Raw genomic sequence first — 24,450 nt, 5'->3', positions numbered from 1 at the left:
GACAGTATGAAAGGTATTATATTAGCTGGAGGGTCGGGGACGCGTTTGCATCCTATCACTCGCGGTATTTCTAAACAGTTATTGCCTATCTACGATAAGCCGATGATTTACTACCCGCTTTCAGTCCTGATGTTGGCGGGAGTCCGTGAGATTTTAATTATTTCTACTCCTGACGACTTGCCGATGTTTAAGCGTTTATTAGGGGATGGTCATGAGTTTGGGATTGAGCTGAGTTATGCAGAGCAGCCATCACCAGACGGCCTTGCGCAGGCGTTTATCATTGGTGAAGAGTTCATCAATGGTGATTCTTGCTGTTTAGTCTTGGGCGACAATATCTTTTTCGGTCATTCATTTAGCCCAAAATTGAAATCTGTTGCTGAACGAGTAAAAGGCGCAACGGTTTTTGGTTACCAAGTGATGGATCCTGAACGTTTTGGTGTCGTGGAATTTGACGATAATTTTAAAGCACTGTCGATTGAAGAAAAGCCGGTTAAACCTAAATCGAATTGGGCGGTGACGGGGCTATATTTCTATGACTCCCAAGTGGTTGAGTTTGCAAAACAAGTTAAACCTTCTGAACGTGGTGAGTTAGAGATTACATCGATTAACCAAATGTACTTAGAACGTGGCGAATTAAACGTTGAATTGCTCGGTCGTGGTTTTGCTTGGTTAGATACAGGTACCCACGATAGCCTCATTGAGGCAGGTACCTTTGTGCAAACCGTTGAAAAACGTCAAGGTTTCAAAGTTGCTTGTTTGGAAGAAATTGCGTGGCGTAACGGTTGGCTGACAGATGAACAAGTCGCTTTTTCAGCGCAACAGCTGAAAAAAACAGGTTATGGGCAATACTTAGAGGATTTATTACGTGTCCGTCCGCGCCAGTATTGAGAGCCTGCCATGGGAGAGCGAATTTTTTCATCGCTCAACGGCAAAGTTGAATTTTACGGGGGATAATCTCGAGACCCTCCTTGCTTATCAAATAAATGAATACGATATCGTGCAAGCAAAAGTCGCCGCGTCTGAAACGCAGCTGATTGATGATTTGGCTGGTATGGGTTTTTCATTTGTTGAAGGTGAAATCGATTTCGCTCTTACTATTGGCACAGAAAATGCTTATTTAAAGGCAGGTTTAACAGCGGAAGAGCACATTGTTGTTGCACAAGTGGATGATATTCCTACTTTACGGCAAGCCGCTGAGTCTGTCTTTAGCAAAAGCCGCTTTAGAGCACCTTGGTATCGTGATGGTGATAGCGGTCAGTTTTATGCGTTGTGGATAGAAAAATCAGTACTTGGTACGTTTGATCACACTTGTTTACTAGTTAAAGACGCGTCTGGTGCGATATTGGGCTTTGTGAGTTTACGGCATCTGGATGCTGAAACGGCACGGGTTGGCCTACTCGCGAAAATGCCAGAAGCGAAAGGGCAAGGTGTGGGGCGTAAGTTGATGTCAGCAGCATTTAATTGGTGTGTGGAACACCAAAAAAGACAGTTAAATGTGGCCACGCAAATCAGTAATGTTGCGGCATTAAATCTTTATTCACGTAGCGGTGCAGCAATTGCCAGTACCGCCTATTGGTTATACAGGGGACAACATGATTCCATTTAATAAACCACCCGTTGTAGGTACTGAATTAGAGTATATGAGACAAGCCATGGAAAGTGGCAAACTGTGTGGTGACGGTGGCTTCACGAAACGTTGTGAAGAATGGATGGAAAAACGGTTTAATTGCCCGAAAGTGCAGTTAACGCCATCTTGTACGGCTTCATTAGAAATGGCGGCGATCCTGATTGATACCAAGCCGGGTGATGAGATTATCATGCCAAGCTTTACTTTTGTATCAACCTCTAACGCATTCGTGTTACGTGGCGCAAAAATCGTATTCGTTGATATCCGCCCTGATACCATGAATATTGATGAAACTAAAATTGAAGCCGCAATCACTGAACGTACGCGCGCTATCGTTCCTGTCCACTATGCAGGTGTTGCTTGTGAGATGGACACCATTATGGATATCGCGAAAAAACACAATTTATTTGTGATTGAAGACGCGGCACAAGGTGTGATGTCGACCTATAAAGGCAAAGCACTGGGCACTATCGGCCACATCGGTTGTTATAGCTTCCATGAAACGAAAAACTACTCTTCAGGCGGTGAAGGTGGAGCAACGCTTATCAATGATAAAGACTTGATTAGCCGTGCCGAAGTGATCCGTGAAAAAGGGACGAATCGTAGCCAATTTTTCCGCGGCCAAGTGGATAAATACACATGGCGTGACATCGGTTCAAGCTACTTATTGTCTGATTTACAAGCCGCTTATTTATGGGCGCAGTTAGAAGAAGCCGACAAAATTAATGATCGCCGTTTACTATTATGGAAACGTTATGATGAAGCGTTGCAGCCATTGGTTGATGCGGGACGTTTAGTCTTAGCGACGGTGCCAGATGGCTTGAAACACAATGCTCATATGTTCTATATCAAACTCAAAGATATTGAAGAGCGTACTGAATTCAATGATTACATGAAATCTCATGGTATTTTGACGGTATTCCACTACGTTGCATTGCACACGAGCCCTGCAGGTATTGAGTTTGGCCGTTTCCATGGTGAAGATAAATACACGACATCAGAAAGTGACCGCTTAGTGCGTTTACCGATGTTCTACAACATGACTGATGACGAGCAGCAGACAGTCATTGAGCGAATCAAAGCGTTCTTTGCCTAATGTCATTAGCTAAAGCATCGGTTTGGACTGCTGGGTCAACCCTGATTAAAATCGGGGTAGGCCTGTTAATCGTTAAGTTATTTGCAGTCTCATTTGGCCCCAGCGGTGTGGGGCTGGCGGGTAATTTCCGCCAATTGATTACGGTACTCGGAGTATTATCGGGCGCAGGGATTTTTAATGGTGTCACCAAATATGTCGCAGAACACCACCAAGATCCACTGAAATTGCGTGCAGTGTTGGGGACCTCATCGACGATTATCCTTGGGTTTTCGACCTTATTAGCGATTATCTTTTTACTGTGTAGCCCGGTCATTAGTGAGGCGCTATTTGATAGCGTGAAATATAGCTCAGTTATTCAAATGGTTGCTTTGATCCAAATGGGGATCGGTTACGCCAACTATTTTTTATCTATCTTAAAAGGCTATCGAGACGCTTCAGGTAATGCATTGGCCATTATTTGGGGTAGCATAATTGGCGTGGTTGCTTATTATTTATGCTATCTAGTTGGCGGGTATGAAGGCGCACTCGCAGGATTGGCATTAGTGCCAGCACTCGTGGTACTGCCTGCGGCAGGGATGATAATTAAACGTAAGCAATTTGCGTTGTCATCACTGAAACCCGCATGGGACAAAGCAATTGCGACTAATTTAGGCAAGTTCACCGTCATGGCGATGCTAACCGCAGTTACGTTGCCAGTCGCTTATATCATGATGCGAAACCTGCTCGCCCAAACCTATAGTTGGGATGAAGTGGGGCTATGGACCGGTGTAACCACCATTTCAGATGCCTATTTGCAGTTTATTACCGCGACATTTTCAGTGTATTTGTTGCCGACGTTATCGCGTTTGCAGCATAAAAATGAAATCACAGCAGAGATTGTTAAAGCATTGAAATTCGTTTTACCAGCCGTAGCGGTTGTCAGTTTTACGGTTTGGTTATTACGTGATTTTGCGATTTGGTTGCTGTTCTCAACAGAATTTACAGGGATGAGAGACCTGTTTGCATGGCAACTGGTCGGTGATGTATTGAAAGTGGGGGCTTACGTATTTGGTTACTTGGTTATTGCCAAAGCCGCATTGCGTTTTTATGTCCTCACTGAAGTTAGTCAGTTTATATTATTAACGGGCTTTGCCCATTGGCTAATCCCTGAACATGGCGCAGTAGGTGCAACTCAGGCTTATATGGCCACTTATATTGTCTATTTCACTTTATGTTGTTGCGTATTTTTGATTTACCGTAGGCGAGCATGACAACCTTAATACATGTACTGGGATCGAACCTCCCACACCACAATCAGACGGTACTGACGTTTTTTAATGACGTAATCTACCGAGAGATGGCGCCATCATCAACACCGCATTTTATGGTGGTAAGCGACGATGTGCAGCTTGCTGACGCTTATCCTCAGCTAAAAATAGATGTTTTTGCGAATAAACAGGCCATTGCTAATAGTGTTATACAGCGTGCCAAGGCAGACCGCCGTACTCGCTTTTTCTTTCATGGGCAATTTAACGCCCCTATTTGGCTAGCACTATTATTTGGCCAAATCAAATCCCATCAGTTTTGGTGGCATATATGGGGAGCTGACCTCTATGAGGAGTCTAGCTCATTAAAATTTAAATTATTTTATATTTTACGTCGTTTGGCTCAGAAGAAGGTTGGGCACGTGTGTGCTACACGCGGGGATTTGTGCTATTTCCACCAGTCGAACCCTAAAGTGCCTGCCTCCGTGTTGTATTTTCCAACACGAATGGACCCCGCATTGACAATAAGCGAGCCCAAAGCGCGTGAAGGCTCTCAACTGACGATTCTGCTGGGTAACTCAGGTGACCGTTCTAATCGTCATGTAGAGGCGCTGAGTGCGATTAAACAGCAATTCGGTGATGAGGTTAAGGTGATTGTCCCAATGGGCTATCCTGCAAATAACCAAGTCTATATTGAACAAGTCGAACAGGCTGCAAATAGTGAATTTACTTCAGGGCAAGTGGAAATTCTGAAAGAGCGCATGGAGTTTAGCGAGTACCTTAATCTGCTCAAATCCTGTGATCTTGGTTATTTTATTTTTAATCGCCAGCAAGGGGTGGGGACGGTTTGTTTGCTGATCCAATTTGGTATTCCGTTTGTCATCAGCCGTCAAAATACGTTCTGGCAGGATTTAACCGCTCAAAATGTCCCTGTGTTTTTCTATGGTGACAACCTGACGATACCGCTGGTGGACGAAGCTCAGCGCCAAATGAGTTTATTAGATAAACACCATATTGAATTTTTTGCTCCTAACTTTACTGAGGGCTGGAAAACCGTTCTCAGAGCCCTGGAGGAGCGAGCATGACGCTGACGGAATTAGGCGGCTTAGCACTGGTCTACCTGATATCAATTATTTTTATTGGTACTTTGCTATACAAAGAATTTTTACGTGCTCGGTTTAACTTCAATATTTTCTTTTCAATGCTGTATTTATTGACGTTTTACTTTGGCTTCCCATTAACCTGTGCGTTAGTGTTTCAATTTGATGTTGCGGTTGTGAAGGCTGATTATTTACTTTACGCTCAACTAGCAGCGACTAGTTTTTATGCGATTTATTATGTTGCCTATAAAACTCGGCTTTCTAGGCAACCAGACGCACCACGGCGTGCGTTGTTTAGCATGAACAAAGTGGAAACGAATCTAACCTGTCTGTTATTGATACTGATTGCAGTCGTGACAGTAGGTATCTTTTTCATGCAGAACGGTTTTTTGCTGTTTAAGCTAAAATCCTATAGCCAAATTTTCTCCAGCCAAGTTTCTGGCGTGGCATTAAAACGCTTTTTCTATTTCTTCATACCGGCAATGTTGATTGTTTATTTCTTGCGACCAACACAGAAACGCTGGATTTTCTTCCTTGTTAGTACCGTCGCATTTGGTTTCTTAACCTATGTTATCGTCGGGGGAACAAGAGCGAACATCATTATTGCCTTCGCGCTGTTCTTATTTATTGGGATTGTCAGAGGTTGGATTACGCTGTGGATGTTAGCCGCGGCTGGGGTCGCCAGTATTGTAGGGATGTTCTGGTTAGCCTTAAAACGCTATGGGCTAGATGTTAGCGGTGCCGAAGCGTATTACACTTTCTTGTACTTAACGCGGGACACATTCTCTCCGTGGGAAAATTTAGCATTACTGTTAAGCCATTATGATGAGATGGATTTTCAAGGCCTAGCGCCAATTATCCGTGACTTTTATGTTTTCATTCCTTCTTGGGTTTGGCCTGAACGTCCAGATACGGTATTGAACTCTGCCAACTATTTTACGTGGGAAGTACTCAACAACCATTCAGGACTGGCAATTTCGCCAACACTGATTGGTTCATTGGTAGTGATGGGCGGAGTGATTTTTATACCACTCGGCGCCATAGTTGTGGGGCTTATCATCAAATGGTTTGATTGGATCTATGGCATGAGCCTGAAAGAACCGAATCGCTATAAGGCTGCCATTATGCAGGCATTTTGTTTTGGTGCCATTTTTAACATCATTGTTTTAGCGCGTGAAGGCGTGGATTCTTTCGTCTCACGGGTGGTTTTCTTCTGCTTAATATTCGGACTGTGTCTGGTGTTAGCAAAATTACTGTATTGGTTATTTGAAAGTGCAGGGCTTATTCGCACAAAAACAGCTTCTTTTTTAAGAAGCCAACAGCGTGAAAGCCGCTAAAGGAGTATCATGGAATCGTCATCAACTCAGTCTTCATCCGTTACACAGCCATCTATTCCACAATATAGTATTCGTGGTCATAATATTTGGGGCTTTAAAAATATGGCCCATTTTTTAGACTACTTATTTGCTGGTGGGGAAACGAAAACGGGAACGCTCGTTGCGATTAATGCAGAAAAAGTGATGATCGCTGAACAAGATACGGCTTTAAATACGTTACTAGGCCAAGCCGAATATTTATATGCTGACGGAATTAGTATTGTCCGTGCTATTCGTCGTAAATACCCACAAGCGGAAGTTTCCCGTGTGGCTGGTGCTGACTTGTGGGAAGGGTTAATGGAACGGGCCGGTAAAGAAGGTACGCCAGTTTTCCTAGTGGGTGGCAAACCAGAAATTCTAGAGCAAACTGAAAGCAAGCTACGCTCGCAGTGGAATGTGAACATTGTAGGTTCGCAAAACGGCTATTTTACTGCTGAAGAGCGAAGTGCATTGTTCGAACGCATTCGTGCAAGTGGTGCAAAAATTGTCACTGTTGCGATGGGTTCTCCGAAACAAGAAATTTTTATGCGAGATTGCCGAAGTGTGTACCCAGATGCCTTATATATGGGCGTTGGGGGGACTTATGATGTGTTTACAGGGCATGTAAAACGTGCACCGAAAGTTTGGCAAAACTTAGGGTTGGAATGGTTGTATCGCTTACTATCTCAGCCTTCCCGTATTACTCGTCAGTTTAAATTACTGAAATTTTTAGGTTACTATTACGGCGGTAAGCTGTAATTTTTATAGTGATTTGATTTTTATCGTTATTATCGATGTATTTTACTGGCCGCAAGTAGGCCTAATCCCTTGCTTGCGGTCTGAATTCTCCGAATGACTGGTCTCTTTCTTCAAATATTTCTATAATCCCTCAAAAATAATCATATTCGCACCAGTTTGTGCTTAATCTTGCGGCTATGGCATTTTTTTTAATCGCCTAATTGATGCTTTTCAAATAATTGCAGTGATTATTACTAACTGAGTTTCAATTAAAACTGCATTTTAAATATCTAATTTTGACAGGGGTATGTATGGGAAATCCACAACAGGGGCTTCAACGTGGGTTAGAAGCACGCCATATCGAGCTTATTGCGCTCGGTGGAACTATTGGCGTTGGGTTATTTATGGGATCAGCCAGTACGCTAAAATGGGCGGGCCCTTCTGTTTTACTGGCTTATATCATCGCAGGAATTTTTGTTTTCTTCATTATGCGCTCAATGGGGGAAATGCTATTTCTTGAACCTGTAACCGGTTCTTTTGCTTCGTTTGGTTATAAATATTTGAGTCCATTTTGGGGATGTCTCACTGCGTGGGGCTACTGGTTCATGTGGGTGGCCGTTGGTATCTCAGAGATTACTGCCATTGGTGTATATGCGGAATATTGGTTCCCTGATGTGCCTCAATGGATTTTTGCCATTATCGCAGTGGTATTAGTGGCATTAGCTAACTTAGCCGCTGTACGGCTGTATGGAGAGCTTGAGTTCTGGTTTGCCATGATCAAAGTGACCACGATTGTGGTGATGATTTTAATTGGCTTAGGGCTGATTTTTTTTGGTCTAGGTAATAACTTTGAGCCGATTGGGCTTGCGAACCTTACCGAACATGGTGGTTTCTTTGCCGGGGGCTGGAAAGGTTTCTTATTTGCTTTGTGTATCGTTGTGGCCTCTTATCAAGGGGTTGAATTAGTTGGGATCACGGCAGGTGAAGCGAAAAATCCTCAAGTTACATTAAAAAAAGCGATCAATAATATTTTATGGCGCATATTAATTTTTTATGTGGGTGCTATTTTTATTGTTGTGACACTCTTTCCGTGGACGGAAGTGGGTTCACAAGGTAGCCCATTTGTTCTTACGTTTGCGAAAGTGGGGATTGTGTCCGCAGCCGCTGTAATTAACTTTGTGGTGTTAACTGCGGCGTTATCTGGTTGCAATAGTGGCATGTATAGTGGTGGGCGAATGCTATATGCCTTAGCACAAAATAAGCAATTACCTAAGTCATTATTGAAATTAACGAAAAATGGCGTACCAGCACGTTGCGTTGGCTTTACTATTCTCTGTTTAGTGGCGGGTTCTAGCCTGAATTACATCATACCGAATCCAGAAAAAGTCTTTGTGTATGTCTATAGTGCGAGTGTGTTACCAGGTATGGTGCCTTGGTTAGTGCTATTGACCAGCCAAATCCGTTTTCGCCAACAAAACAAAGAAAAGCTTATTGGGCATCCTTTCAAATCGATCCTTTTTCCATGGGTTAACTATGCGACCTTGTTATTTTTAGCCTGCGTATTGGTTGGAATGGCGATTAACCCAGATACTCGCTTATCTTTAATCGTTGGAGCCATCTTCTTAGGGGGTGTTTCTCTCCTTTATTTCATCATTCGCCTGTTCAATAACCGTAACGGAAAAGTTTAACGTCGGAGTTTTGATAGATTTTTATTAGGCGCATAGCGAAAAAGAGGGTAAATATGCTCTCTTTCTCAACGAAATGGATAAAAGGCAAGCAATCGATATTTTTATTTCAAAAAGGACTAGACAGCAGGAGGATAAATCCGTACTATCCTCTCCCGCAACGGCGTTAAGCGCCCGTAGCTCAGCTGGATAGAGCGCTGCCCTCCGGAGGCAGAGGTCTCAGGTTCGAATCCTGTCGGGCGCACCAGTTTTAGCGCTTCGCTACGGTTGGCAAAATGACGTTGTATGTAGTAATATAGCAACGCTTTGAAAAAAGTGAAGTTATGGTGGCTATAGCTCAGTTGGTAGAGCCCTGGATTGTGATTCCAGTTGTCGTGGGTTCGAGTCCCATTAGCCACCCCATTTTTTTGTGACATTGCGAGGGTGGCGGAATTGGTAGACGCGCTAGCTTCAGGTGTTAGTGTCCTATGGACGTGGGGGTTCAAGTCCCCCCTTTCGCACCACGAAGAAATGTAATAGGTATTAATAAGTACTACAAAATTTCGGCGAGTAGCGCAGCTTGGTAGCGCAACTGGTTTGGGACCAGTGGGTCGGAGGTTCGAATCCTCTCTCGCCGACCAATTTAAAGAAACCTGTCTTAACCGACGGGTTTTTTGCTTTTTATGCTTTATAATCATCACACTTCAACCCATCGCATTGTTGTCTGCGTTAGTCTCCTAGAATCACATATTTGTGTATATTCATCGGTATATCTTCACTTACCGCCTAGCTATAACCTGAATTGTTTAAAGTCTACTTAGTGCTGTTTCTTCAATAATGATTGGCTATGGTTAATTGCTTGTTTTTATTTGTAATTTAGCAGGTTAACTAGCCTGTGTCGTAAAATAGATACAATTCATTATATTGATGTCGCCAAAAGGAGACATTTTACTTGTTGATTTATAAGGGAATGTAAATAACTGTTTTATGCTGTCTCTAAACTGCGACAAAATAGCAAGATAAGATACAGGAACCACATTAGTGAATTCTTTAATGTTAGGGGGATTTCTTTCCAAGAAGGAAAATTATGTGTAAAACCGAGAGATGAGAGCGAAACCAAAAGAGTAAACTAAAAAAAAACTCGGTTTAAAAAAGTTGGCATGCATTGTGCATTATTTTATATGTAGATGCTCATCTCACTTCTTATGACAGCGAAGCTTCATAAACCCAGAGATGACGCAAAGCCGATTATCGGTGCCTATTGTCCAACTTAGATGATCAAGAGCTCATCCTCTTACCATCAACGAACGGGCGAAACGTTGAGTGAGGCACCATCCGTCTGTAGACCTGATTGTATTTTACACCTGCCTTGTGCAGGTGTTTTTTTTGTTTATGTGAAAAGCCAAGCCCCTTAGAAAATGACTAAGAGGCTGAAAATAAGATAGGTATTAGCTTCTACCTTTACTAAACCACTTACTGAACCAGCGAGTAATATAGGTATAGCAGAGGATAATGAATGTAATAATGAAAATGTCTTTACTAAGATCTTCGGTATTAAAACCAATAATCATAATAAAAACAAAAGGTGATAATACTAACAGCAGAAGATCAAAGAATATTTGTAAACGGTTTGGGGTTGCAATAATCCAGCGCCAAATAGTTTTAATTACATTCATACCGATATCCCTAATTCATTCAAAGCAAAGATGTATATAAAGCTTTATACACTATGTGTTTATTTTATAACATAGCCAAGTGTGTTTTGCTGATCCTTAAATAACGATTATTGATTAAACATTGAGTTATTGATCTGTAATGTTACCAATCATAAACCTCATATTCTCCTTTTACGATGATTTAATACGACTAACGCAATGTATTTAAATTCATTTCTGCGTTTTGATTGGGGAAGCTAGACTTAGTGGCAGTTAAGTTTATGAATAAAAAAACTCCACTAAAAGGTGTGGAGTTTTTAGAAAAGGATAAGCAAGAATATTAGTTTCGTTCTTGTTTTAATGAATGGTTTAATGCATCTTGGCGAATTTTTGCCGCATCACTAGATTTATGTTGCCTGTCAAACGCATCGGCTAACCATGATGCATCCTGAACATCAAAACGTTGTGCTAAAGCGGCCTTAAAGTAGGTTTCTGCTTTATCCCATTGGGCATGCTGTAGCGATAAAACACCTAATGTACTGTTGAGTAACGGGGTGGCACCGTTTTGCTTTTGCAGATGTAAAAGGGTTTTTTCGATAACTTCAGGGCGTTCACTATTCAGTTTTGGCACTAGCAGGAGTAAGCGTTCATCATATTGCTGTTTTAAACCATCAATAATCATTTTTTCTGCACTTGCAGCATCGCCACATTCAATTAAATGTTCTGCTAAGAAAGCTTGCAATGCGGTTTCATGACGAACTCGGCGAGGTTGTGCTTTCCACCAAGCTTTTAGCCCATCACTACCCCCTTCAGCCATATATTGGTTCATCAACCCTTTGTAAGCCTTTAATTTCAATGCATCGAGCTCATCTTCATTGTGTAACTGTACTTTAGCCATAACAGGAAGTAATTCAATCAGTGACTGATAGGCGCCCGAACGTAAATAAGCTTGTTCCGCAAGACGCAATACTTCAGGGTGTCTTGGGGCTTTGTCGAGAAGTTTATCAATACCATTGCGAGCAGCATGGACTTCTCCTTCCGCTAATTGGATACGGACACGGCTGATATCAACAGGAAGCTGGTCACTCCCTGCGGCTTCGGCGGCTCTATCCAAGTATTGGTGAGTGCGATATTCATCACCACGCTGTTGAGCAGCTTCGGCTGCCATGAGGTAGTTAATGACCGGTTGTTGAGAAAAATCAGCATGTTTGCTCATTAATTTTTCAACTTGCTCGAAATCACCTTCTGCTAATTTCAGTAGCGCTTTTTGTGTTTGAGTATGTGCTTTGTGGTATTTACGGCCACTTACCCAACCTCGAGTACGCGATGTTGTACTAATAAAGCGGCGATAACACCAACCGAGGAACAACAGCACAAATTGGAGCAAGATAAAGCCTAAAACGAGGCTGGTTACACTGGTCGTAATGTCATAATTGTCAGTACGAATAAAAACATAACCTTGGTGACCTGCTAATAATGGGCCTAAGATCACCCCGGCAATAAGTACTATAAATAGGATCAGGACTTTTATCATAATTACCCCCTATTGCCAGCAGGCTCTGCTGATTCAAAAGGGTGCGAATTGTCAGCTGACTCTGCTTTTTGCGTATCCGTGGCAGGAACAGCAGCATCGGGCGCAGCCTCTGTTGACGCTTTAGGCGCATCTGCTGCGGCATCAACAGCACCATCGCTAACTTTTGTGTTGTCTGACGACTGAGAGAGTAAGCTACGAACCCGTGTTTGCATGACTTTTTCTAGCTTCTCTTGGCTTTCCAAGGTATCAGGCATGTCAATATCAATAGGCTGATTGATTAGGTCGTCAATGGTTGATAGGAATGCTTTGGTTTCCGGCGCCTCAGTATCAAAATAGGCTCTTACCCAAGTCGAAGCCTGCTCTAATGACTGTTTGTAAGTGGCTTCTTGATAACGTGGTACGGCTTGCGCTGCAATTAATAGCTGAGAGCGAATGTTTTCACGTAGGTAAATATCTTGATTTGGTGCAAGGAGAGGGGCTTCTGAGCCATCACGAGCTCGTACTGTGACAAAGTCATTTGCAAAACTTTTCCAGCTACGAGTCAAGTTTTGTTTCCAATCAGAGATATCATCGCTAACGTCAGCGTTATCTTCAGTTTTCGCGTCACCACTGTTTAAATCCGCTAACCGTAAATTATCGACTTCATTACTTAGCTGGTTTAAACGTAAGATAATACCGTCATGGTCAACTTGGTTGATTGCGGCTAATTTAGCCATATCACTGTTAATCGATTTACGAATGTCGAGTAGGCTCGGGTCATTCATTTCTGCCAGACTTGAGTCTGCACTTTTTAACAGAACGGCCGCGGTTACTGGGTCGCGATCATTCCACAGCTTTCTTCCCGCCATTTTGACCATAAAGTCAGCTTGTGCAAGTAGCCAACTTTTAACATCAGCGCTAGATAACGCAGTAACGTGCGCTTGCAGCTCTTGCATGCGGCGGTTGAGGTTCTCTTCATATTCACGAGAATGGCTTTTTATTTCAGCATTAGCCGCAATTAATGCATCTAACCGCTGCCTGTCTGAGTTTTGTTGTTCGATTAAATCACTTAATTTTTGTTTTAATTCATTGTTTTCATTGACTAAGGTGGCATTACTTTGTTGAGTGAAATAGTACAGCCCACCGCCAATAGCGATGATAATAGCGATAGCAATTACACCGCCTATCAGACCAGAACGTTTTTGTTCCGAAGAAGGTTTAGTTTTTGGGCGCGGTTGTTCTGCACCAGCTTCTGGGGTAACCGTCTCGGTTGTTTTATCGTGTTCCGTCATAAATTAGCATCCCATATCGATTGAAATTAATGCTTCTAATAAAGCATTATTATCTGCGCTATTAGCTACACAGACCTTTTGCCATCCGCCTCTGCGGGCTTGGTCTGCAATCCGTTCACTGACGACAAGTAGGCGGCGGGAAAACCACCAAGTTTGGTATTCTTCAGTGATTAATTCTTCTAACAAGGCTAACATTTGACCACTCGTGATCACAACATCTGTAATACCGGTTTGAAACCACTGCTGATTGAACAGAGCTTTATCATAATCAACCGGGTACCTTGTATAACATTCACAATAACTGACTTGCGCACCTCGAGCCCGCAATGTTGACGCGAGAAGCTCTCGCCCGCCATTTCCACGTAATAACAGGGCGTTTTTCCCTTCGAGAAATTGAAGCTCAGGGTGTGTCAGTAGTATTTCACTGGTTTCGCCTTGCTCCGCCCAACGTATGTCTTTTCCGGTTACTTGCTGAAAATATTGCCCTGTAGAGCGGCCAATCCCGTAGTAAGATAACTTATCTGACCAGCTACGCCCCATTTGTTCAAGTGTTAAATTTGCATATTCGACTGCATTTTTAGATAAAAGAAAGACTAAATCATTTTCAGTAAGGCTATCAAGTTGAGGTATAAGGGTATTTAATTCAGCACCGGGTCCAATGCGAATTAAAGGGGAGGAGAAGGCTTCCCCCCCTTTGGCGGTGATTGCCGTGATCAGCTCTGAACATGCGGGCTCAGGGCGAGTGACAAGCACTTTCATGCAGGCGGGTTTCCTTGATAGACATCCGCCAAAATTTCCCTTGCACCACGCTCAAGTAATTCTTCAGCCAAGGATACCCCTGCTTGGTTAGCTTCGCTTGGAGAAACGAGCCGTTCCCCACGAATAATAACACTGCCGTCTGGGGCTCCCACCAAGGCACGCAGCCATATTTTGTCATCTTGCCAAATAGCATAACTGCCAATAGGGACTTGGCAACCGCCTTCAAGGCGCATATTCATCGCACGTTCCGCAAGGACACAAGTTGAGGTTGCGTCATTATTTAGCTTCGCAAGTAACTCGCGGGTTTTACTGTCATTTAAACGGCATTCGATGCCGACAGCGCCTTGGCCAACCGCAGGTAAGCATTGTTCAGGAGCAAGAGCGGTTTTAATTCGCGTTTCTAATCCCAAACGTTTTAACCCTGCAACGGCCAAAATAATAGCGTCATATTCACCGTTATCTAATTTTGATAGGCGTGTTCCCACATTGCCGCGCAAGTCGCGAATGACTAAGTCAGGGCGAAGTTCCCTTAATTGGCATTGACGGCGTAAACTCGATGTCCCGACGATACTGCCTTTTGGCAATGCATCAAGATTATCGTAGTGGTTTGAGACAAAGGCATCTCGCGGGTCTTCACGTTCACAAATCGTGACTAATCCTAAGCCTTTAGGGAATTCAACAGGGACATCTTTCATCGAGTGAACGGCAATGTCTGCGCGTCCTTCCAACAAGGCAAGTTCTAATTCTTTGACGAATAAACCTTTCCCGCCGACCTTAGCAAGAGGGGTATCAAGAATGATGTCGCCTTTTGTCACCATAGGCACTAATTCAACCTGTAAGCCTGGGTGAAGCTGCTCTAATTTATCTTTGACAAAGTGCGCTTGCCATAGGGCTAAAGGGCTTTTGCGCGTCGCAATACGCACGATATTTGTTGATGTCATTTTACTGTTTTCTCTGGCGAAGAATGCCGCAGATTAACCATACAATTGGCATTAGTTTTAACATGTTAAGGATATTTTTTCCAGTTAGGTGAAAAAAACCTCTTCGGATCGTTTCTCGCCGATTTACTTTTTCTACCATGATGCAAGAAAGTGATTCAAAATGAGATGACCTAGAATCGTTATTAAGTCCTTTCTTTAGCTTATCGTGCTATTTTTTGCGTGGAACATTCTGTGTTTTCTGTTAATTCGTGTTGAAGCGTGTAAGCACAGACGCTGTGCGTATTGTACTTAATATCATTCTATTTTGTTGTTTTACTAGACTGCTGGGTAAAAAGAAATTATTCCATTGAAAAACAAGGGATATTTTACAGATTAAAAAATAAAAAGTCTTTTTATACAATATGTTGAAAAGCATTTTGTATCAAAAATAAGCGCGTAAAATTATGTGATCTACTTTACCCTTTTGATGCAAGGTGTTAAATTGATCACGTTTCCGACAATCCATTTGAAAATTATTTTAAATCTATCTCTATCTGTTGGGTGCTGGGAAATTCTCAGGTTTGTATTACTTTCATTCAATCAGGCGTAACCTTTGTATCTCTATATTGAAACCTTAAAACAAAGACTGGATGCAATAAACCAATTACGGTTAGAACGTGCAACAGCTTCTATGAGTGAAACCTTCTCGAAGGTTTATAGCTTGCTGCCTGTCTTGTTTCATTATCATCATCCCATGATGCCTGGTTTTATTGAAGGTAATGTCCCTCATGGTGTCTGCTTTTTCTCTCCTGATGCAGAGCAAAAAAAATGGTTGGCACCTTTTGAACGTTTTTTACCCGCGATTGAAACTGAAGCGAACGGTGAATTACCGATTACAGGCATTTATTCGATGGGTAGCACTTCATCTGTTGGGCAAAGCCAGTGTTCAGATATCGACGTTTGGGTTTGTCATCCGTCTTGGTTGGACCACGAAGAAAAACGTTTTTTGCAAAAAAAATGCACCTTAATTGAACAGTGGGCAGCATCTTTAGGGATTGATGTCACTGTGTTTTTAATCGATGAAAATCGTTTTCGCCATCATGCCAGTGGGCATATTGGTGGGGAAAACTGTGGTTCAACGCAACACATCCTATTGTTAGATGAATTTTATCGAACCGCTGTACGTATGGCGGGTAAACGTTTGCTGTGGACCATGGTGCCGGTTGAAGAAGAGCAGCATTACGATGAATATGTTATGGGGTTATATGCACAAGGAGTGCTAACACCGAACGAATGGCTTGATTTAGGCGGGTTAAGTGAGCTTTCTGCCGCGGAATATTTCGGTGCAAGCCTATGGCAGTTGTATAAAAGTGTTGATTCCCCTTATAAAGCGGTATTGAAGAGTATTTTGCTGGAATCCTATTCATGGGATTACCCTAACGGTAAATTATTAGCCATGGAGTTTAAGCGTCATTTACATGCAGGCGAAATTGTGTGTTATGGCTTGGACTCATACTGCTTAATGTTAGAGCGTGTGACACGTTACCTGACTGAAATTAATGATTTAACCCGTCTTGACCTTATCCGCCGTTGTTTCTACCTGAAAGTATGCGAAAAACTATCTGAAGAAGAGGGGAATACTTGCGCAGGTTGGCGCCGTGATGTGTTGTCTCAATTGGTTGAATCATGGGGGTGGGGATCAGAGCGTTTGTCGATACTCGATACACGCAATCAATGGAAAATTGAGCGTGTCCGTGAAGCACATAACGAGTTACTTGATACGATGATGCAAAGCTATCGTAACCTCATTCGCTTTGCCCGTAGAAATAATTTAAGTGTTAGTGCAAGCCCACAAGATATTGGAGTATTAACCCGTAAATTATATGCGGCTTTCGAAGCTCTCCCGGGGAAGGTGACGTTAGTTAATCCACAAATCTCACCTGATTTGAGCGAAGCGCATTTAACCTTTATTTATGTGCCAGAGGGGCGAGCTAACCGTAGCGGCTGGTATTTGTATAACCAAGCGCCAAATATTGATGCCATTATTGGCCATCAACCTCTTGAATATAACCGCTATTTAAATAAATTAGTGGCATGGGCTTATTTTAATGGTTTGCTGACTGAAACCACCCAGGTTTACATGCATAATGGGAAATCCCGGTGTGATGAACGAAAATTGCTTGAACTGATGCACGATGTTTCAAGCCATTTCCCTATCAGGTTACCAGCCCCAACGCCAAAAGCGCTTTATAGTCCATGTGAAATTCGCCATCTTGCAATCATTGTTAACTTAGAAAAAGATCCAACACAGGTATATTCTGAGCAAGTCGTCCATGTTGATTTTAGAAAACTGGATATTTTCAGTTTTGGAGAATCACAACAGTGCCTGATTGGTAGTATTGATTTGTTGTATCGTAATTCGTGGAATGAGGTAAGAACGCTACATTTCAGCGGAGAACAGTGCATGTTAGAAGCACTTAAAACCATTTTAGGGAAAATGCATCAAGATGCATCGCCTCCTGAAGCGGTTGAGGTGTTTTGTTATAGTGAGCACTTACGTGGGTTGATCCGTACTCGTGTACAACAGTTGGTATCTGAGTGTGTTGAATTGCGTTTGTCAAGCAACCGAAATGACCCTGGGCGTTTTAAAGCATTGCGTATCGCGGGGCAGACGTGGGGGTTATTCTTTGAGCGTCTGAACGTATCGGTACAAAAACTTGAGAATGCGGTTGAGTTCTACGGGGCTATCTCCCATAACAAGCTGCATGGCTGGCCCGTTAAACTTCAGGCGAAGAGTGACAACCATTTACCTGCAGTTGTTGATGGCTATGCAAGTGAAGGGATTGTACAGTTTTTCTTTGAAAATACGGCAGATAATACCAGTTTTAATATTTATGTTTTAGATGAAGCGAATCGGGTTGAAATCTATTCCCACTGTGAAGGATCGAAAGAAGATCTTGTCCGTGATGTGAGTAAATTCTATTCTTCTTCCCATGATCGGTTTACCTACGGTGCAAACTTTATCAACTTCAATTTACCGCAATTTTACCAAATCATTAATCAAGATGGTAAAAACCAAGTTGTTGCCTTTTCTGGCGGGACATGGCCATTTACGGCAGAAGATGATGACATTGGGTATGAAATGCATTCTAGCCAACCGCAGCACCCACAAGCGCACTATTATTGATGGTAGGCAGTAGTATAACGCTGCCCACCGTTTAAATTCATAAGGCTTAGAATGAAAAGGGCTCTTGGCTTTGGAAAGCAATTGCCTCGGCTAGTTTAGCCTTAAACTCATGTCCTGAACGGTCACAAACCCAATGACCTTGTTGATAATCATAATGGTATCCACCTTGCTTCGTTGCTAACCACATTTGGTGGAATGCCTCTTGTTTGTTGATAATAATTTTACTGCCATCTTCAAAGCTAAGGGTCATCACGCCACCATTGATTTCACAATCAATATCGGCATCACCTTCATAATTATCTAAATGCTCTTCGATGCTGTTCAGTAGCGCTTCGGCTAACTGATGAAATTCGCTGTCATTCACGATTAATTTCCTGTTTGCTCACAATGATTTAATGAAAACTATTATTATTGATTGAAATTATAGGAGGGGATCGGCATTGGGGTCAATCTAAGCATACCTACTAAAAATTTCAGACTAAATTTAGCCTAAAGTATATAATATCAGCATGCTGAATAAACAGGCGTGATTTGCAAGGCCACTCCTGTTATTGTGTAAAAAATCAGATGTCAAAAGTAAGCATTACGGGCGAAAAAGAATGAAAAAAAGTTTAATTGGGCTTAGTGCTCTAGTTGTTTTATTTACCCTTTCTGGTTGCGGCTTAAAAGGCCCGTTGTATTTTCCGCCGGAAGAAACTGCAGCACCGGCTAAGGCATCTGATGTGCAACCCACTGCACAAGACAGTACTGCCAAAGAGCCTGCTCAAACAACAAATAATCAGTAAGCCACCTCTATGGAGCGTGAAATGCAATTTTCTAAAATGCATGGCTTAGGCAATGACTTCATGGTTGTCGATGGTGTTACACAAAATGTGTATTTTTCGCCTGAATTGATTTGTCGATTAGCAGACAGGCATACAGGCGTTGGGTTCGATCAACTATTATTAGTTGAAGCACCTTATGACCCTGACCTTGATTTTCATTATCGTATTTTTAATGCGGATGGCAGTGAAGTTGCACAATGTGGCAATGGTGCGCGTTGTTTTGCACGTTTTGTTAGGCTAAAAGGCTTAACGAATAAGCAGAAAATTAAGGTCAGTACTCAGTCCGGCCGTATGGCATTAACCATAAATGAGAATGATGATGTCTGCGTTAATATGGGCGTGCCTGATTTTGAACCACAGAGAGTGCCATTTCGCGCTATCAAAGAAGAAAAGACCTATATTATTCGAGCACAAGAACGTACAGTGTTGTGTGGGGTTGTCTCAATGGGGAACCCGCATTGTGTCATTCAAGTTGAAAGTATTCATACGGCAGAAGTCGAAGTTTTAGGTCCCGCATTAGAAAGTCATGAGCGCTTCCCTGAACGTGCAAATATTGGCTTTATGGAAATTATCAGTGCTGACCATATTCGCTTGCGCGTCTATGAACGCGGGGCTGGGGAAACTCAAGCTTGTGGTAGCGGAGCATGTGCGGCTGTTGCAGTTGGAATTACTCAAGGGCTACTGGCGAAACGGGTTAAAGTCGATTTGCCGGGGGGCTCATTAGATATTTCGTGGGACGGCCCTGGGTCGCCACTTTATATGACAGGCCCTGCAACGCATGTTTATGACGGAGTCATTCAACTCTAATTTTGAATAGCCGAAGAGGGAAAAATGGATAAAACCAAAAAAGCACAGGAATTGGTTCATCAAATTGATGAGCTTGATGTCGTGCGCTACTTAACGGAAAACCCCTATTTTTTTCTTCGTAATGCTCAACTGTTGGAACAGCTAAAAATCCCCCATGTTGTGCGGGAAGCGATTTCATTGCCTGAGTTAGTCATGAGCCGTCAACGGTTGAAAATCAAAGAGCTCGAACAAGATATTCGGTTTATGGTTGAGCAAGCTCATGAAAATGTAGAGCTTTTTGATGAGTTGTTAGTGTTGGTGATTGAAATGTCATCAGCAGAAAGTTTACAGCAAATGCTGTTAGCGCTAAACCGTTGGGCAAAAAAACTGGGTTTATCCGGTGCTCAGGTACGCTTGTTTAGTGACAGTTGGCATTTGTCTGCACCTTTGGATGCACATCAATTAGTTATCTCGCGTCGTGTTTTTGAACACGTGAGGATTCAACGCTTTGGTGATAAGCGAAACTACCTCGGCCGGCTAAATGGCCCTGAAATCCAACTACTTTTGCCTGATGCGTTAAATGTTGGCTCAGTCGCCATTTCATTGTTTGGTCATCATGGTGAATCAGGTATGGTCATTTTTACTAGCCGTGATCGTGAACATTATCAACATGGTATGGGAACGGTCATGTTGGAGAAAGTCGCTCAAATTCTACCGAGGTTATTATGCCAATGGATAGAACGCCTGTAAAAAATCAGCCAGAAGGGCTGATGAGCCAAATTGACGCTTTTCTGCATTATCTGCGAGTTGAACGCCGGCTAAGCCCTGTCACTATCACTAATTATCGCCGTCAACTCAGTGTTATCGTGGAAATGTTAGCCTCATTAAATATCCACGAATGGCAAAAGGTGGATGCGACTATTGTGCGTAATGTTGCCGCGAAAAGTCGTAAATCGGGCTTGCAAGCAGCAAGTATGGCGTTGCGGTTATCATCGTTGCGTAGTTTTTTTGATTGGATGGTACATCAAGGGGAACTACCAGCAAACCCTGCAAAAGCAATCCATGCTCCAAAATCCAAAAAGCGTCTCCCTAAAAATATGGATGTGGATGAAGTTTCCCAACTGTTGAATATGGATAGTGGCGACCCCCTTGTTGTACGTGACCGAACAATGCTTGAAGTAATGTACGGTGCGGGGTTACGTTTATCTGAGCTCGTTGGGCTGGACGTTCGCCATCTTGATTTAAATACGGGTGAAGTGTGGGTGATGGGAAAAGGGAGCAAAGAGCGCAGAGTGCCAATGGGGAAAACCGCAGTGAGCTGGCTGCAGCGTTGGCTTGAGATGCGAGAACTCTATGAACCAGAAGATGACGCTGTTTTCATTTCAACCCAAAGTGGTAAACGAATTTCGAATCGGAACGTACAGAAGCGTTTTGAGCAATGGGGAATAAAACAAGGGGTTAATAGCCACATTAATCCCCATAAATTACGCCACTCTTTTGCGACACATATCCTTGAATCCAGTGGGAATTTACGTGGAGTGCAAGAACTTCTTGGGCATGCAAATTTATCGACGACACAAATCTATACGCACCTTGATTTTCAGCACTTAGCAAACGTTTATGATGTGGCTCATCCGAGAGCAAAGAGGGAGAAACCTTAATGCATTTTTACCGTCCGTTATCACCCATTCTGGCGATCACGTTTGATTTGGATGACACGCTTTACGATAACCACCCAGTTATTGATAAAACGGAAGAAGAAGTTTTACGTTTTGTTCGTGAATATGATCCGCGCTTTAATCATTTTAGTAATGAAGATCTTTATGCTTTTCGCCGTCTTGTTGAAGAACAAGAGCCTGATATTTATCATGATATATCACGCTGGCGTTGGCTCTCTTCCAAAATGATGCTTTGCCATTATGGTTACTCGAAAGAAGCGGCACAAAAAGGGGCGGATGACATCATGGCGCATTTCACATATTGGCGAAATAGAATCGATGTCCCGAAATCCACCCATGAAACATTGTGCCAACTTGCAGAAAAAGTTCCGTTGGTGGCGATTACTAATGGTAACGCAGAGCCGGAAGCATGTGGGTTAGGCCAATATTTTCAATTTGTATTGAAAGCGGGGCCTGATGGGCGCTCAAAGCCATTTTGTGATATGTATCGTTTAGCAGCAAAGCGACTTGAAATTGAGCCACAATTTATTCTTCATGTCGGGGACAACCTGTTAACTGATGTTGAAGGTGCAATTAACAGCGGTATGCAAGCTTGCTGGATAAACACAGAACAAAAAACACTGATGGAAGAGAAAGAGGGGCGTTTATTACCGCATGTGGAAATTTCGCGGTTGGATTCTCTCTTATCATTGGTATAATTATTTCCTGTATAAAAACACAGTGGCAATAGCCATTGTTAATAACCTCACAGTGGTATTAACCACTGTTTTGCTTTGATGGTAACTATGGACGTCTCTTATCTGCTTGAAGGCCTTAATGACAAACAGCGCGAAGCGGTTGCCGCCCCGCGTACCAATTTACTTGTCCTTGCGGGGGCAGGTAGTGGTAAAACTCGGGTACTAGTGCATCGAATTGCATGGCTGATGTCTGTGGAAAATGCTTCCCCATTTTCAATTATGGCAGTGACGTTCACGAACAAAGCGGCAGCAGAAATGCGCCATAGAATCAATCAATTGATTGGTACTAGTGAAGGCGGTATGTGGATAGGAACATTCCATGGCTTAGCGCATCGTTTATTACGCCAACATTATATGGATGCCAATTTACCGCAGGATTTTCAAATTCTCGATAGTGATGACCAATACCGTTTAATTCGTCGCTTACTTAAGGCGATGAATTTAGATGAAAAACAATGGCCGCCACGTCAGGGCATGTGGTACATCAACGGTAAAAAGGATGAAGGCCTTCGGCCTCAACACATTGAAGCCTACGGTAATCCCGTTGAAGCAACATGGCTAAAAGTATACCAAGCTTACCAAGAAGCCTGTGACAGAGCCGGACTGGTGGATTTTGCTGAGCTATTATTACGAGCCCATGAACTGTGGTTAAACAAGCCCCATGTACTACAGCATTATCGTGAGCGTTTTACGAATATTCTCGTCGATGAATTCCAAGATACCAATAATATCCAATATGCATGGATCCGTGTACTCGCTGGGGAAACTGGCAAAGTCATGATTGTTGGTGATGATGACCAGTCAATCTATGGCTGGCGTGGTGCTCAAGTCGAAAATATCCAGCGTTTTCTCAATGATTTTCCTGGTGCAGAAACTATCCGCCTCGAGCAAAATTATCGCTCGACGAATAATATATTAAAAGCGGCGAACGCATTGATAGCGAATAACAGTGACCGCTTAGGGAAAAATTTATGGACAGAAGGCGGAGATGGTGAACCCATTTCCCTCTACTGCGCTTTTAATGAGTTAGATGAAGCACGTTATGTGGTTGGGCGCATTAAACAATGGCATGAAAATGGTGTAGCCCTACAAGATTGTGCCATGCTGTACCGGAGTAATGCACAGTCTCGTGTATTAGAAGAGGCGCTCATCCAAGGTGCTATGCCATATCGTATTTATGGTGGGCAACGTTTCTTTGAACGCCAAGAGATTAAAGATGCACTTTCTTATTTAAGATTAATAGCAAATCGTAATGATGATGCTTCCTTCGAGCGGGTGGTCAATACACCAACACGTGGCATCGGAGATAGAACATTAGATACTGTTCGCCAAACTGCACGGGATCAACAACTAACATTATGGGAAAGTTGTGAGTACTTACTTCGCGAGCAGGTGTTGGGAGGTCGGGCAGCCGCTGCAATTGAGCGTTTCTTAGAATTAGTCGATGCATTAGCTAAAGAAACCCAAGATATGCCATTGCATGTTCAGGCTGATCGAGTGATTAATGACTCAGGCCTTCGAGCGATGTATGAACAAGAAAAAGGTGAAAAAGCACAGGCACGAATTGAAAACTTGGAAGAGCTAGTCAACGCGACTCGTGACTTTAGTTATCAAGATGAAGACCAAGACTTAATGCCACTGCAGGCTTTTCTTTCTCATGCAGCATTGGAAGCAGGAGATGGGCAAGCGGATGTCAATCAAGATGCGGTTCAATTGATGACTTTACATTCAGCTAAAGGTCTAGAGTTTCCTGTTGTATTCATTGTGGGAATGGAAGAAGGTATGTTTCCAAGCCAAATGTCGATGGATGAAAGTGGTCGTCTTGAAGAGGAGCGCCGCCTTGCTTATGTCGGTATTACCCGAGCAATGGAAAAACTGACTATCACCTACGCTGAAAGTCGTCGTTTATATGGCAAAGAAGTTTATCACAGGCCTTCTCGTTTTATCGGTGAGCTACCAACCGAGTGTGTTGAGGAAGTTCGTTTGCGAGCGCAGGTTTCAAGACCAGTTAGCCATCAACGCCTTGGTACCCCGATTAGCCAAAATGATTCGGGTTATGCATTAGGGCAGCGTGTAGTTCATCCTAAATTTGGAGAAGGCACGATTATTAACCTTGAAGGTAGTGGGGAACACTGTCGTTTACAAATCGCTTTCCAAGGCCAAGGAATTAAGTGGCTGGTGGCTTCTTATGCACGGCTAGAAATGCTGTAGATCTCAATTCAATATAGTACCGCGAAGAATTGCGGTACTAATCCACAAATAAATATAATAGAA

General features: G+C 42.9%; 21 protein-coding genes and 4 tRNA genes. 19 read left to right on the top strand and 6 right to left on the bottom strand.

The annotated features are described in order from the left end of the window. The first annotated feature begins 6 nt into the window (after positions 1-6). From rfbA to M1F26_RS18105, 12 genes are all read left to right on the top strand, one after another. Positions 7-888: a glucose-1-phosphate thymidylyltransferase RfbA gene (gene rfbA / locus M1F26_RS18160; protein WP_102139870.1), complete on the top strand. Its 882-nt coding sequence runs from the start codon at positions 7-9 to the stop codon at positions 886-888. Continuing rightward, complete coding sequence (rffC, locus tag M1F26_RS18155; RefSeq protein ID WP_140171870.1) at positions 866-1,606, top strand: dTDP-4-amino-4,6-dideoxy-D-galactose acyltransferase; 741 nt, start codon at positions 866-868, stop codon at positions 1,604-1,606. The genes rfbA and rffC overlap by 23 nt, the downstream gene beginning before the upstream one ends. Beyond that, entirely contained in the window at positions 1,593-2,723 is a 1,131-nt protein-coding gene (gene rffA / locus M1F26_RS18150; RefSeq protein ID WP_140171869.1) for a dTDP-4-amino-4,6-dideoxygalactose transaminase, read from the top strand. The genes rffC and rffA overlap by 14 nt, the downstream gene beginning before the upstream one ends. After that, positions 2,723-3,973, top strand: a complete 1,251-nt coding sequence (gene wzxE, locus M1F26_RS18145; RefSeq protein WP_140171868.1) for a lipid III flippase WzxE — start codon at positions 2,723-2,725, stop codon at positions 3,971-3,973. Before rffA ends, wzxE begins: the two co-directional genes overlap by 1 nt. Further along, a complete protein-coding gene (locus tag M1F26_RS18140) occupies positions 3,970-5,052 on the top strand; it encodes a TDP-N-acetylfucosamine:lipid II N-acetylfucosaminyltransferase (RefSeq protein WP_140171867.1) in 1,083 nt (360 codons plus the stop codon). Before wzxE ends, M1F26_RS18140 begins: the two co-directional genes overlap by 4 nt. Next, positions 5,049-6,404 (top strand): ECA oligosaccharide polymerase, encoded by a 1,356-nt coding sequence (gene wzyE, locus M1F26_RS18135; RefSeq protein ID WP_094962456.1) that lies wholly within the window; start codon positions 5,049-5,051, stop codon positions 6,402-6,404. The genes M1F26_RS18140 and wzyE overlap by 4 nt, the downstream gene beginning before the upstream one ends. Before the next feature lie 9 nt (positions 6,405-6,413). Next, positions 6,414-7,181, top strand: a complete 768-nt coding sequence (gene wecG, locus M1F26_RS18130) for a lipopolysaccharide N-acetylmannosaminouronosyltransferase (RefSeq protein WP_036958810.1) — start codon at positions 6,414-6,416, stop codon at positions 7,179-7,181. Between the two features lie 290 nt (positions 7,182-7,471). Further along, positions 7,472-8,848 (top strand): bifunctional threonine/serine APC transporter ThrP, encoded by a 1,377-nt coding sequence (thrP, locus tag M1F26_RS18125; RefSeq protein WP_140171866.1) that lies wholly within the window; start codon positions 7,472-7,474, stop codon positions 8,846-8,848. A gap of 167 nt (positions 8,849-9,015) precedes the next feature. Continuing rightward, positions 9,016-9,092, top strand: a tRNA-Arg gene (locus M1F26_RS18120). Positions 9,093-9,171: 79 nt separating this feature from the next. Beyond that, positions 9,172-9,247: transfer RNA gene (locus M1F26_RS18115), tRNA-His, on the top strand. Between the two features lie 15 nt (positions 9,248-9,262). Further along, positions 9,263-9,348 (top strand) — tRNA-Leu (locus tag M1F26_RS18110). A gap of 40 nt (positions 9,349-9,388) precedes the next feature. Continuing rightward, a tRNA-Pro gene (locus tag M1F26_RS18105) sits at positions 9,389-9,465 on the top strand. An 807-nt stretch (positions 9,466-10,272) separates the two neighbouring features. On the opposite strand, the gene M1F26_RS18100 is transcribed toward M1F26_RS18105, so the two are convergent. The 5 genes from M1F26_RS18100 to hemC form a co-directional block, all read right to left on the bottom strand. Then, positions 10,273-10,500 carry a hypothetical protein gene (locus M1F26_RS18100; protein WP_004906084.1) on the bottom strand — a complete coding sequence of 76 codons (228 nt, stop codon included), beginning with the start codon at positions 10,498-10,500 and terminating at the stop codon, positions 10,273-10,275. Between the two features lie 319 nt (positions 10,501-10,819). After that, on the bottom strand, positions 10,820-12,013 hold the full coding sequence (gene hemY, locus M1F26_RS18095; RefSeq protein ID WP_140171865.1) for a protoheme IX biogenesis protein HemY: 1,194 nt from the start codon (positions 12,011-12,013) through the stop codon (positions 10,820-10,822). A gap of 2 nt (positions 12,014-12,015) precedes the next feature. Then, on the bottom strand, positions 12,016-13,284 hold the full coding sequence (gene hemX / locus M1F26_RS18090) for a uroporphyrinogen-III C-methyltransferase (RefSeq protein ID WP_140171864.1): 1,269 nt from the start codon (positions 13,282-13,284) through the stop codon (positions 12,016-12,018). A gap of 3 nt (positions 13,285-13,287) precedes the next feature. Next, positions 13,288-14,043 (bottom strand): uroporphyrinogen-III synthase, encoded by a 756-nt coding sequence (locus M1F26_RS18085; protein ID WP_140171863.1) that lies wholly within the window; start codon positions 14,041-14,043, stop codon positions 13,288-13,290. After that, positions 14,040-14,984 carry a hydroxymethylbilane synthase gene (gene hemC / locus M1F26_RS18080; protein ID WP_140171862.1) on the bottom strand — a complete coding sequence of 315 codons (945 nt, stop codon included), beginning with the start codon at positions 14,982-14,984 and terminating at the stop codon, positions 14,040-14,042. The genes M1F26_RS18085 and hemC overlap by 4 nt, the downstream gene beginning before the upstream one ends. 592 nt (positions 14,985-15,576) lie before the next feature. Between hemC and M1F26_RS18075 the strand changes: the two genes are divergently transcribed. Then, positions 15,577-18,150 (top strand): class I adenylate cyclase, encoded by a 2,574-nt coding sequence (locus M1F26_RS18075; protein WP_140171861.1) that lies wholly within the window; start codon positions 15,577-15,579, stop codon positions 18,148-18,150. A gap of 46 nt (positions 18,151-18,196) precedes the next feature. Here the strand turns inward: M1F26_RS18075 and cyaY are convergent, their stop codons facing one another. After that, the gene (gene cyaY, locus M1F26_RS18070; protein WP_125894317.1) at positions 18,197-18,514 is read right to left on the bottom strand and encodes an iron donor protein CyaY; all 318 of its coding nucleotides are present in this window, start codon (positions 18,512-18,514) and stop codon (positions 18,197-18,199) included. Positions 18,515-18,749: 235 nt separating this feature from the next. On the opposite strand from cyaY, the gene lptM reads away from it, so the two are divergent. The 6 genes from lptM to uvrD all read left to right on the top strand — a co-directional run bounded on the left by lptM (position 18,750) and on the right by uvrD (position 24,387). Then, positions 18,750-18,935, top strand: a complete 186-nt coding sequence (lptM, locus tag M1F26_RS18065) for an LPS translocon maturation chaperone LptM (RefSeq protein ID WP_004906065.1) — start codon at positions 18,750-18,752, stop codon at positions 18,933-18,935. A gap of 21 nt (positions 18,936-18,956) precedes the next feature. Beyond that, complete coding sequence (dapF, locus tag M1F26_RS18060) at positions 18,957-19,781, top strand: diaminopimelate epimerase (protein ID WP_140171860.1); 825 nt, start codon at positions 18,957-18,959, stop codon at positions 19,779-19,781. Positions 19,782-19,805: 24 nt separating this feature from the next. Next, on the top strand, positions 19,806-20,510 hold the full coding sequence (locus M1F26_RS18055; protein WP_140171859.1) for a DUF484 family protein: 705 nt from the start codon (positions 19,806-19,808) through the stop codon (positions 20,508-20,510). After that, positions 20,492-21,421: a tyrosine recombinase XerC gene (xerC, locus tag M1F26_RS18050; RefSeq protein ID WP_140171858.1), complete on the top strand. Its 930-nt coding sequence runs from the start codon at positions 20,492-20,494 to the stop codon at positions 21,419-21,421. The genes M1F26_RS18055 and xerC overlap by 19 nt, the downstream gene beginning before the upstream one ends. Beyond that, a complete protein-coding gene (yigB, locus tag M1F26_RS18045; protein WP_004906059.1) occupies positions 21,421-22,137 on the top strand; it encodes a 5-amino-6-(5-phospho-D-ribitylamino)uracil phosphatase YigB in 717 nt (238 codons plus the stop codon). Before xerC ends, yigB begins: the two co-directional genes overlap by 1 nt. An 87-nt stretch (positions 22,138-22,224) precedes the next feature. Then, complete coding sequence (gene uvrD / locus M1F26_RS18040; protein ID WP_140171857.1) at positions 22,225-24,387, top strand: DNA helicase II; 2,163 nt, start codon at positions 22,225-22,227, stop codon at positions 24,385-24,387. Positions 24,388-24,450 lie beyond the last annotated feature (63 nt).

It is taken from the genome of Providencia sp. PROV048, from assembly GCF_033688165.1.
Classification (GTDB): domain Bacteria; phylum Pseudomonadota; class Gammaproteobacteria; order Enterobacterales; family Enterobacteriaceae; genus Providencia; species Providencia hangzhouensis.
This window is presented reverse-complemented; position numbering and strand designations above follow the sequence as displayed.

Excerpts from the sequence above, each read along its gene's own strand:
- wzyE (WP_094962456.1), top strand. The coding sequence starts at position 5,049 with ATGACGCTGACGGAATTAGGCGGCTTAGCACTGGTCTACCTGATATCA.
- M1F26_RS18140 (WP_140171867.1), top strand. The coding sequence starts at position 3,970 with ATGACAACCTTAATACATGTACTGGGATCGAACCTCCCACACCACAAT.
- dapF (WP_140171860.1), top strand. The coding sequence starts at position 18,957 with ATGCAATTTTCTAAAATGCATGGCTTAGGCAATGACTTCATGGTTGTC.
- rfbA (WP_102139870.1), top strand. The coding sequence starts at position 7 with ATGAAAGGTATTATATTAGCTGGAGGGTCGGGGACGCGTTTGCATCCT.
- lptM (WP_004906065.1), top strand. The coding sequence starts at position 18,750 with ATGAAAAAAAGTTTAATTGGGCTTAGTGCTCTAGTTGTTTTATTTACC.
- wzxE (WP_140171868.1), top strand. The coding sequence starts at position 2,723 with ATGTCATTAGCTAAAGCATCGGTTTGGACTGCTGGGTCAACCCTGATT.
- hemX (WP_140171864.1), bottom strand. The coding sequence starts at position 13,284 with ATGACGGAACACGATAAAACAACCGAGACGGTTACCCCAGAAGCTGGT.
- hemY (WP_140171865.1), bottom strand. The coding sequence starts at position 12,013 with ATGATAAAAGTCCTGATCCTATTTATAGTACTTATTGCCGGGGTGATC.
- yigB (WP_004906059.1), top strand. The coding sequence starts at position 21,421 with ATGCATTTTTACCGTCCGTTATCACCCATTCTGGCGATCACGTTTGAT.
- hemC (WP_140171862.1), bottom strand. The coding sequence starts at position 14,984 with ATGACATCAACAAATATCGTGCGTATTGCGACGCGCAAAAGCCCTTTA.
- thrP (WP_140171866.1), top strand. The coding sequence starts at position 7,472 with ATGGGAAATCCACAACAGGGGCTTCAACGTGGGTTAGAAGCACGCCAT.
- M1F26_RS18100 (WP_004906084.1), bottom strand. The coding sequence starts at position 10,500 with ATGAATGTAATTAAAACTATTTGGCGCTGGATTATTGCAACCCCAAAC.
- rffA (WP_140171869.1), top strand. The coding sequence starts at position 1,593 with ATGATTCCATTTAATAAACCACCCGTTGTAGGTACTGAATTAGAGTAT.
- xerC (WP_140171858.1), top strand. The coding sequence starts at position 20,492 with ATGGATAGAACGCCTGTAAAAAATCAGCCAGAAGGGCTGATGAGCCAA.
- M1F26_RS18055 (WP_140171859.1), top strand. The coding sequence starts at position 19,806 with ATGGATAAAACCAAAAAAGCACAGGAATTGGTTCATCAAATTGATGAG.
- uvrD (WP_140171857.1), top strand. The coding sequence starts at position 22,225 with ATGGACGTCTCTTATCTGCTTGAAGGCCTTAATGACAAACAGCGCGAA.
- M1F26_RS18085 (WP_140171863.1), bottom strand. The coding sequence starts at position 14,043 with ATGAAAGTGCTTGTCACTCGCCCTGAGCCCGCATGTTCAGAGCTGATC.
- wecG (WP_036958810.1), top strand. The coding sequence starts at position 6,414 with ATGGAATCGTCATCAACTCAGTCTTCATCCGTTACACAGCCATCTATT.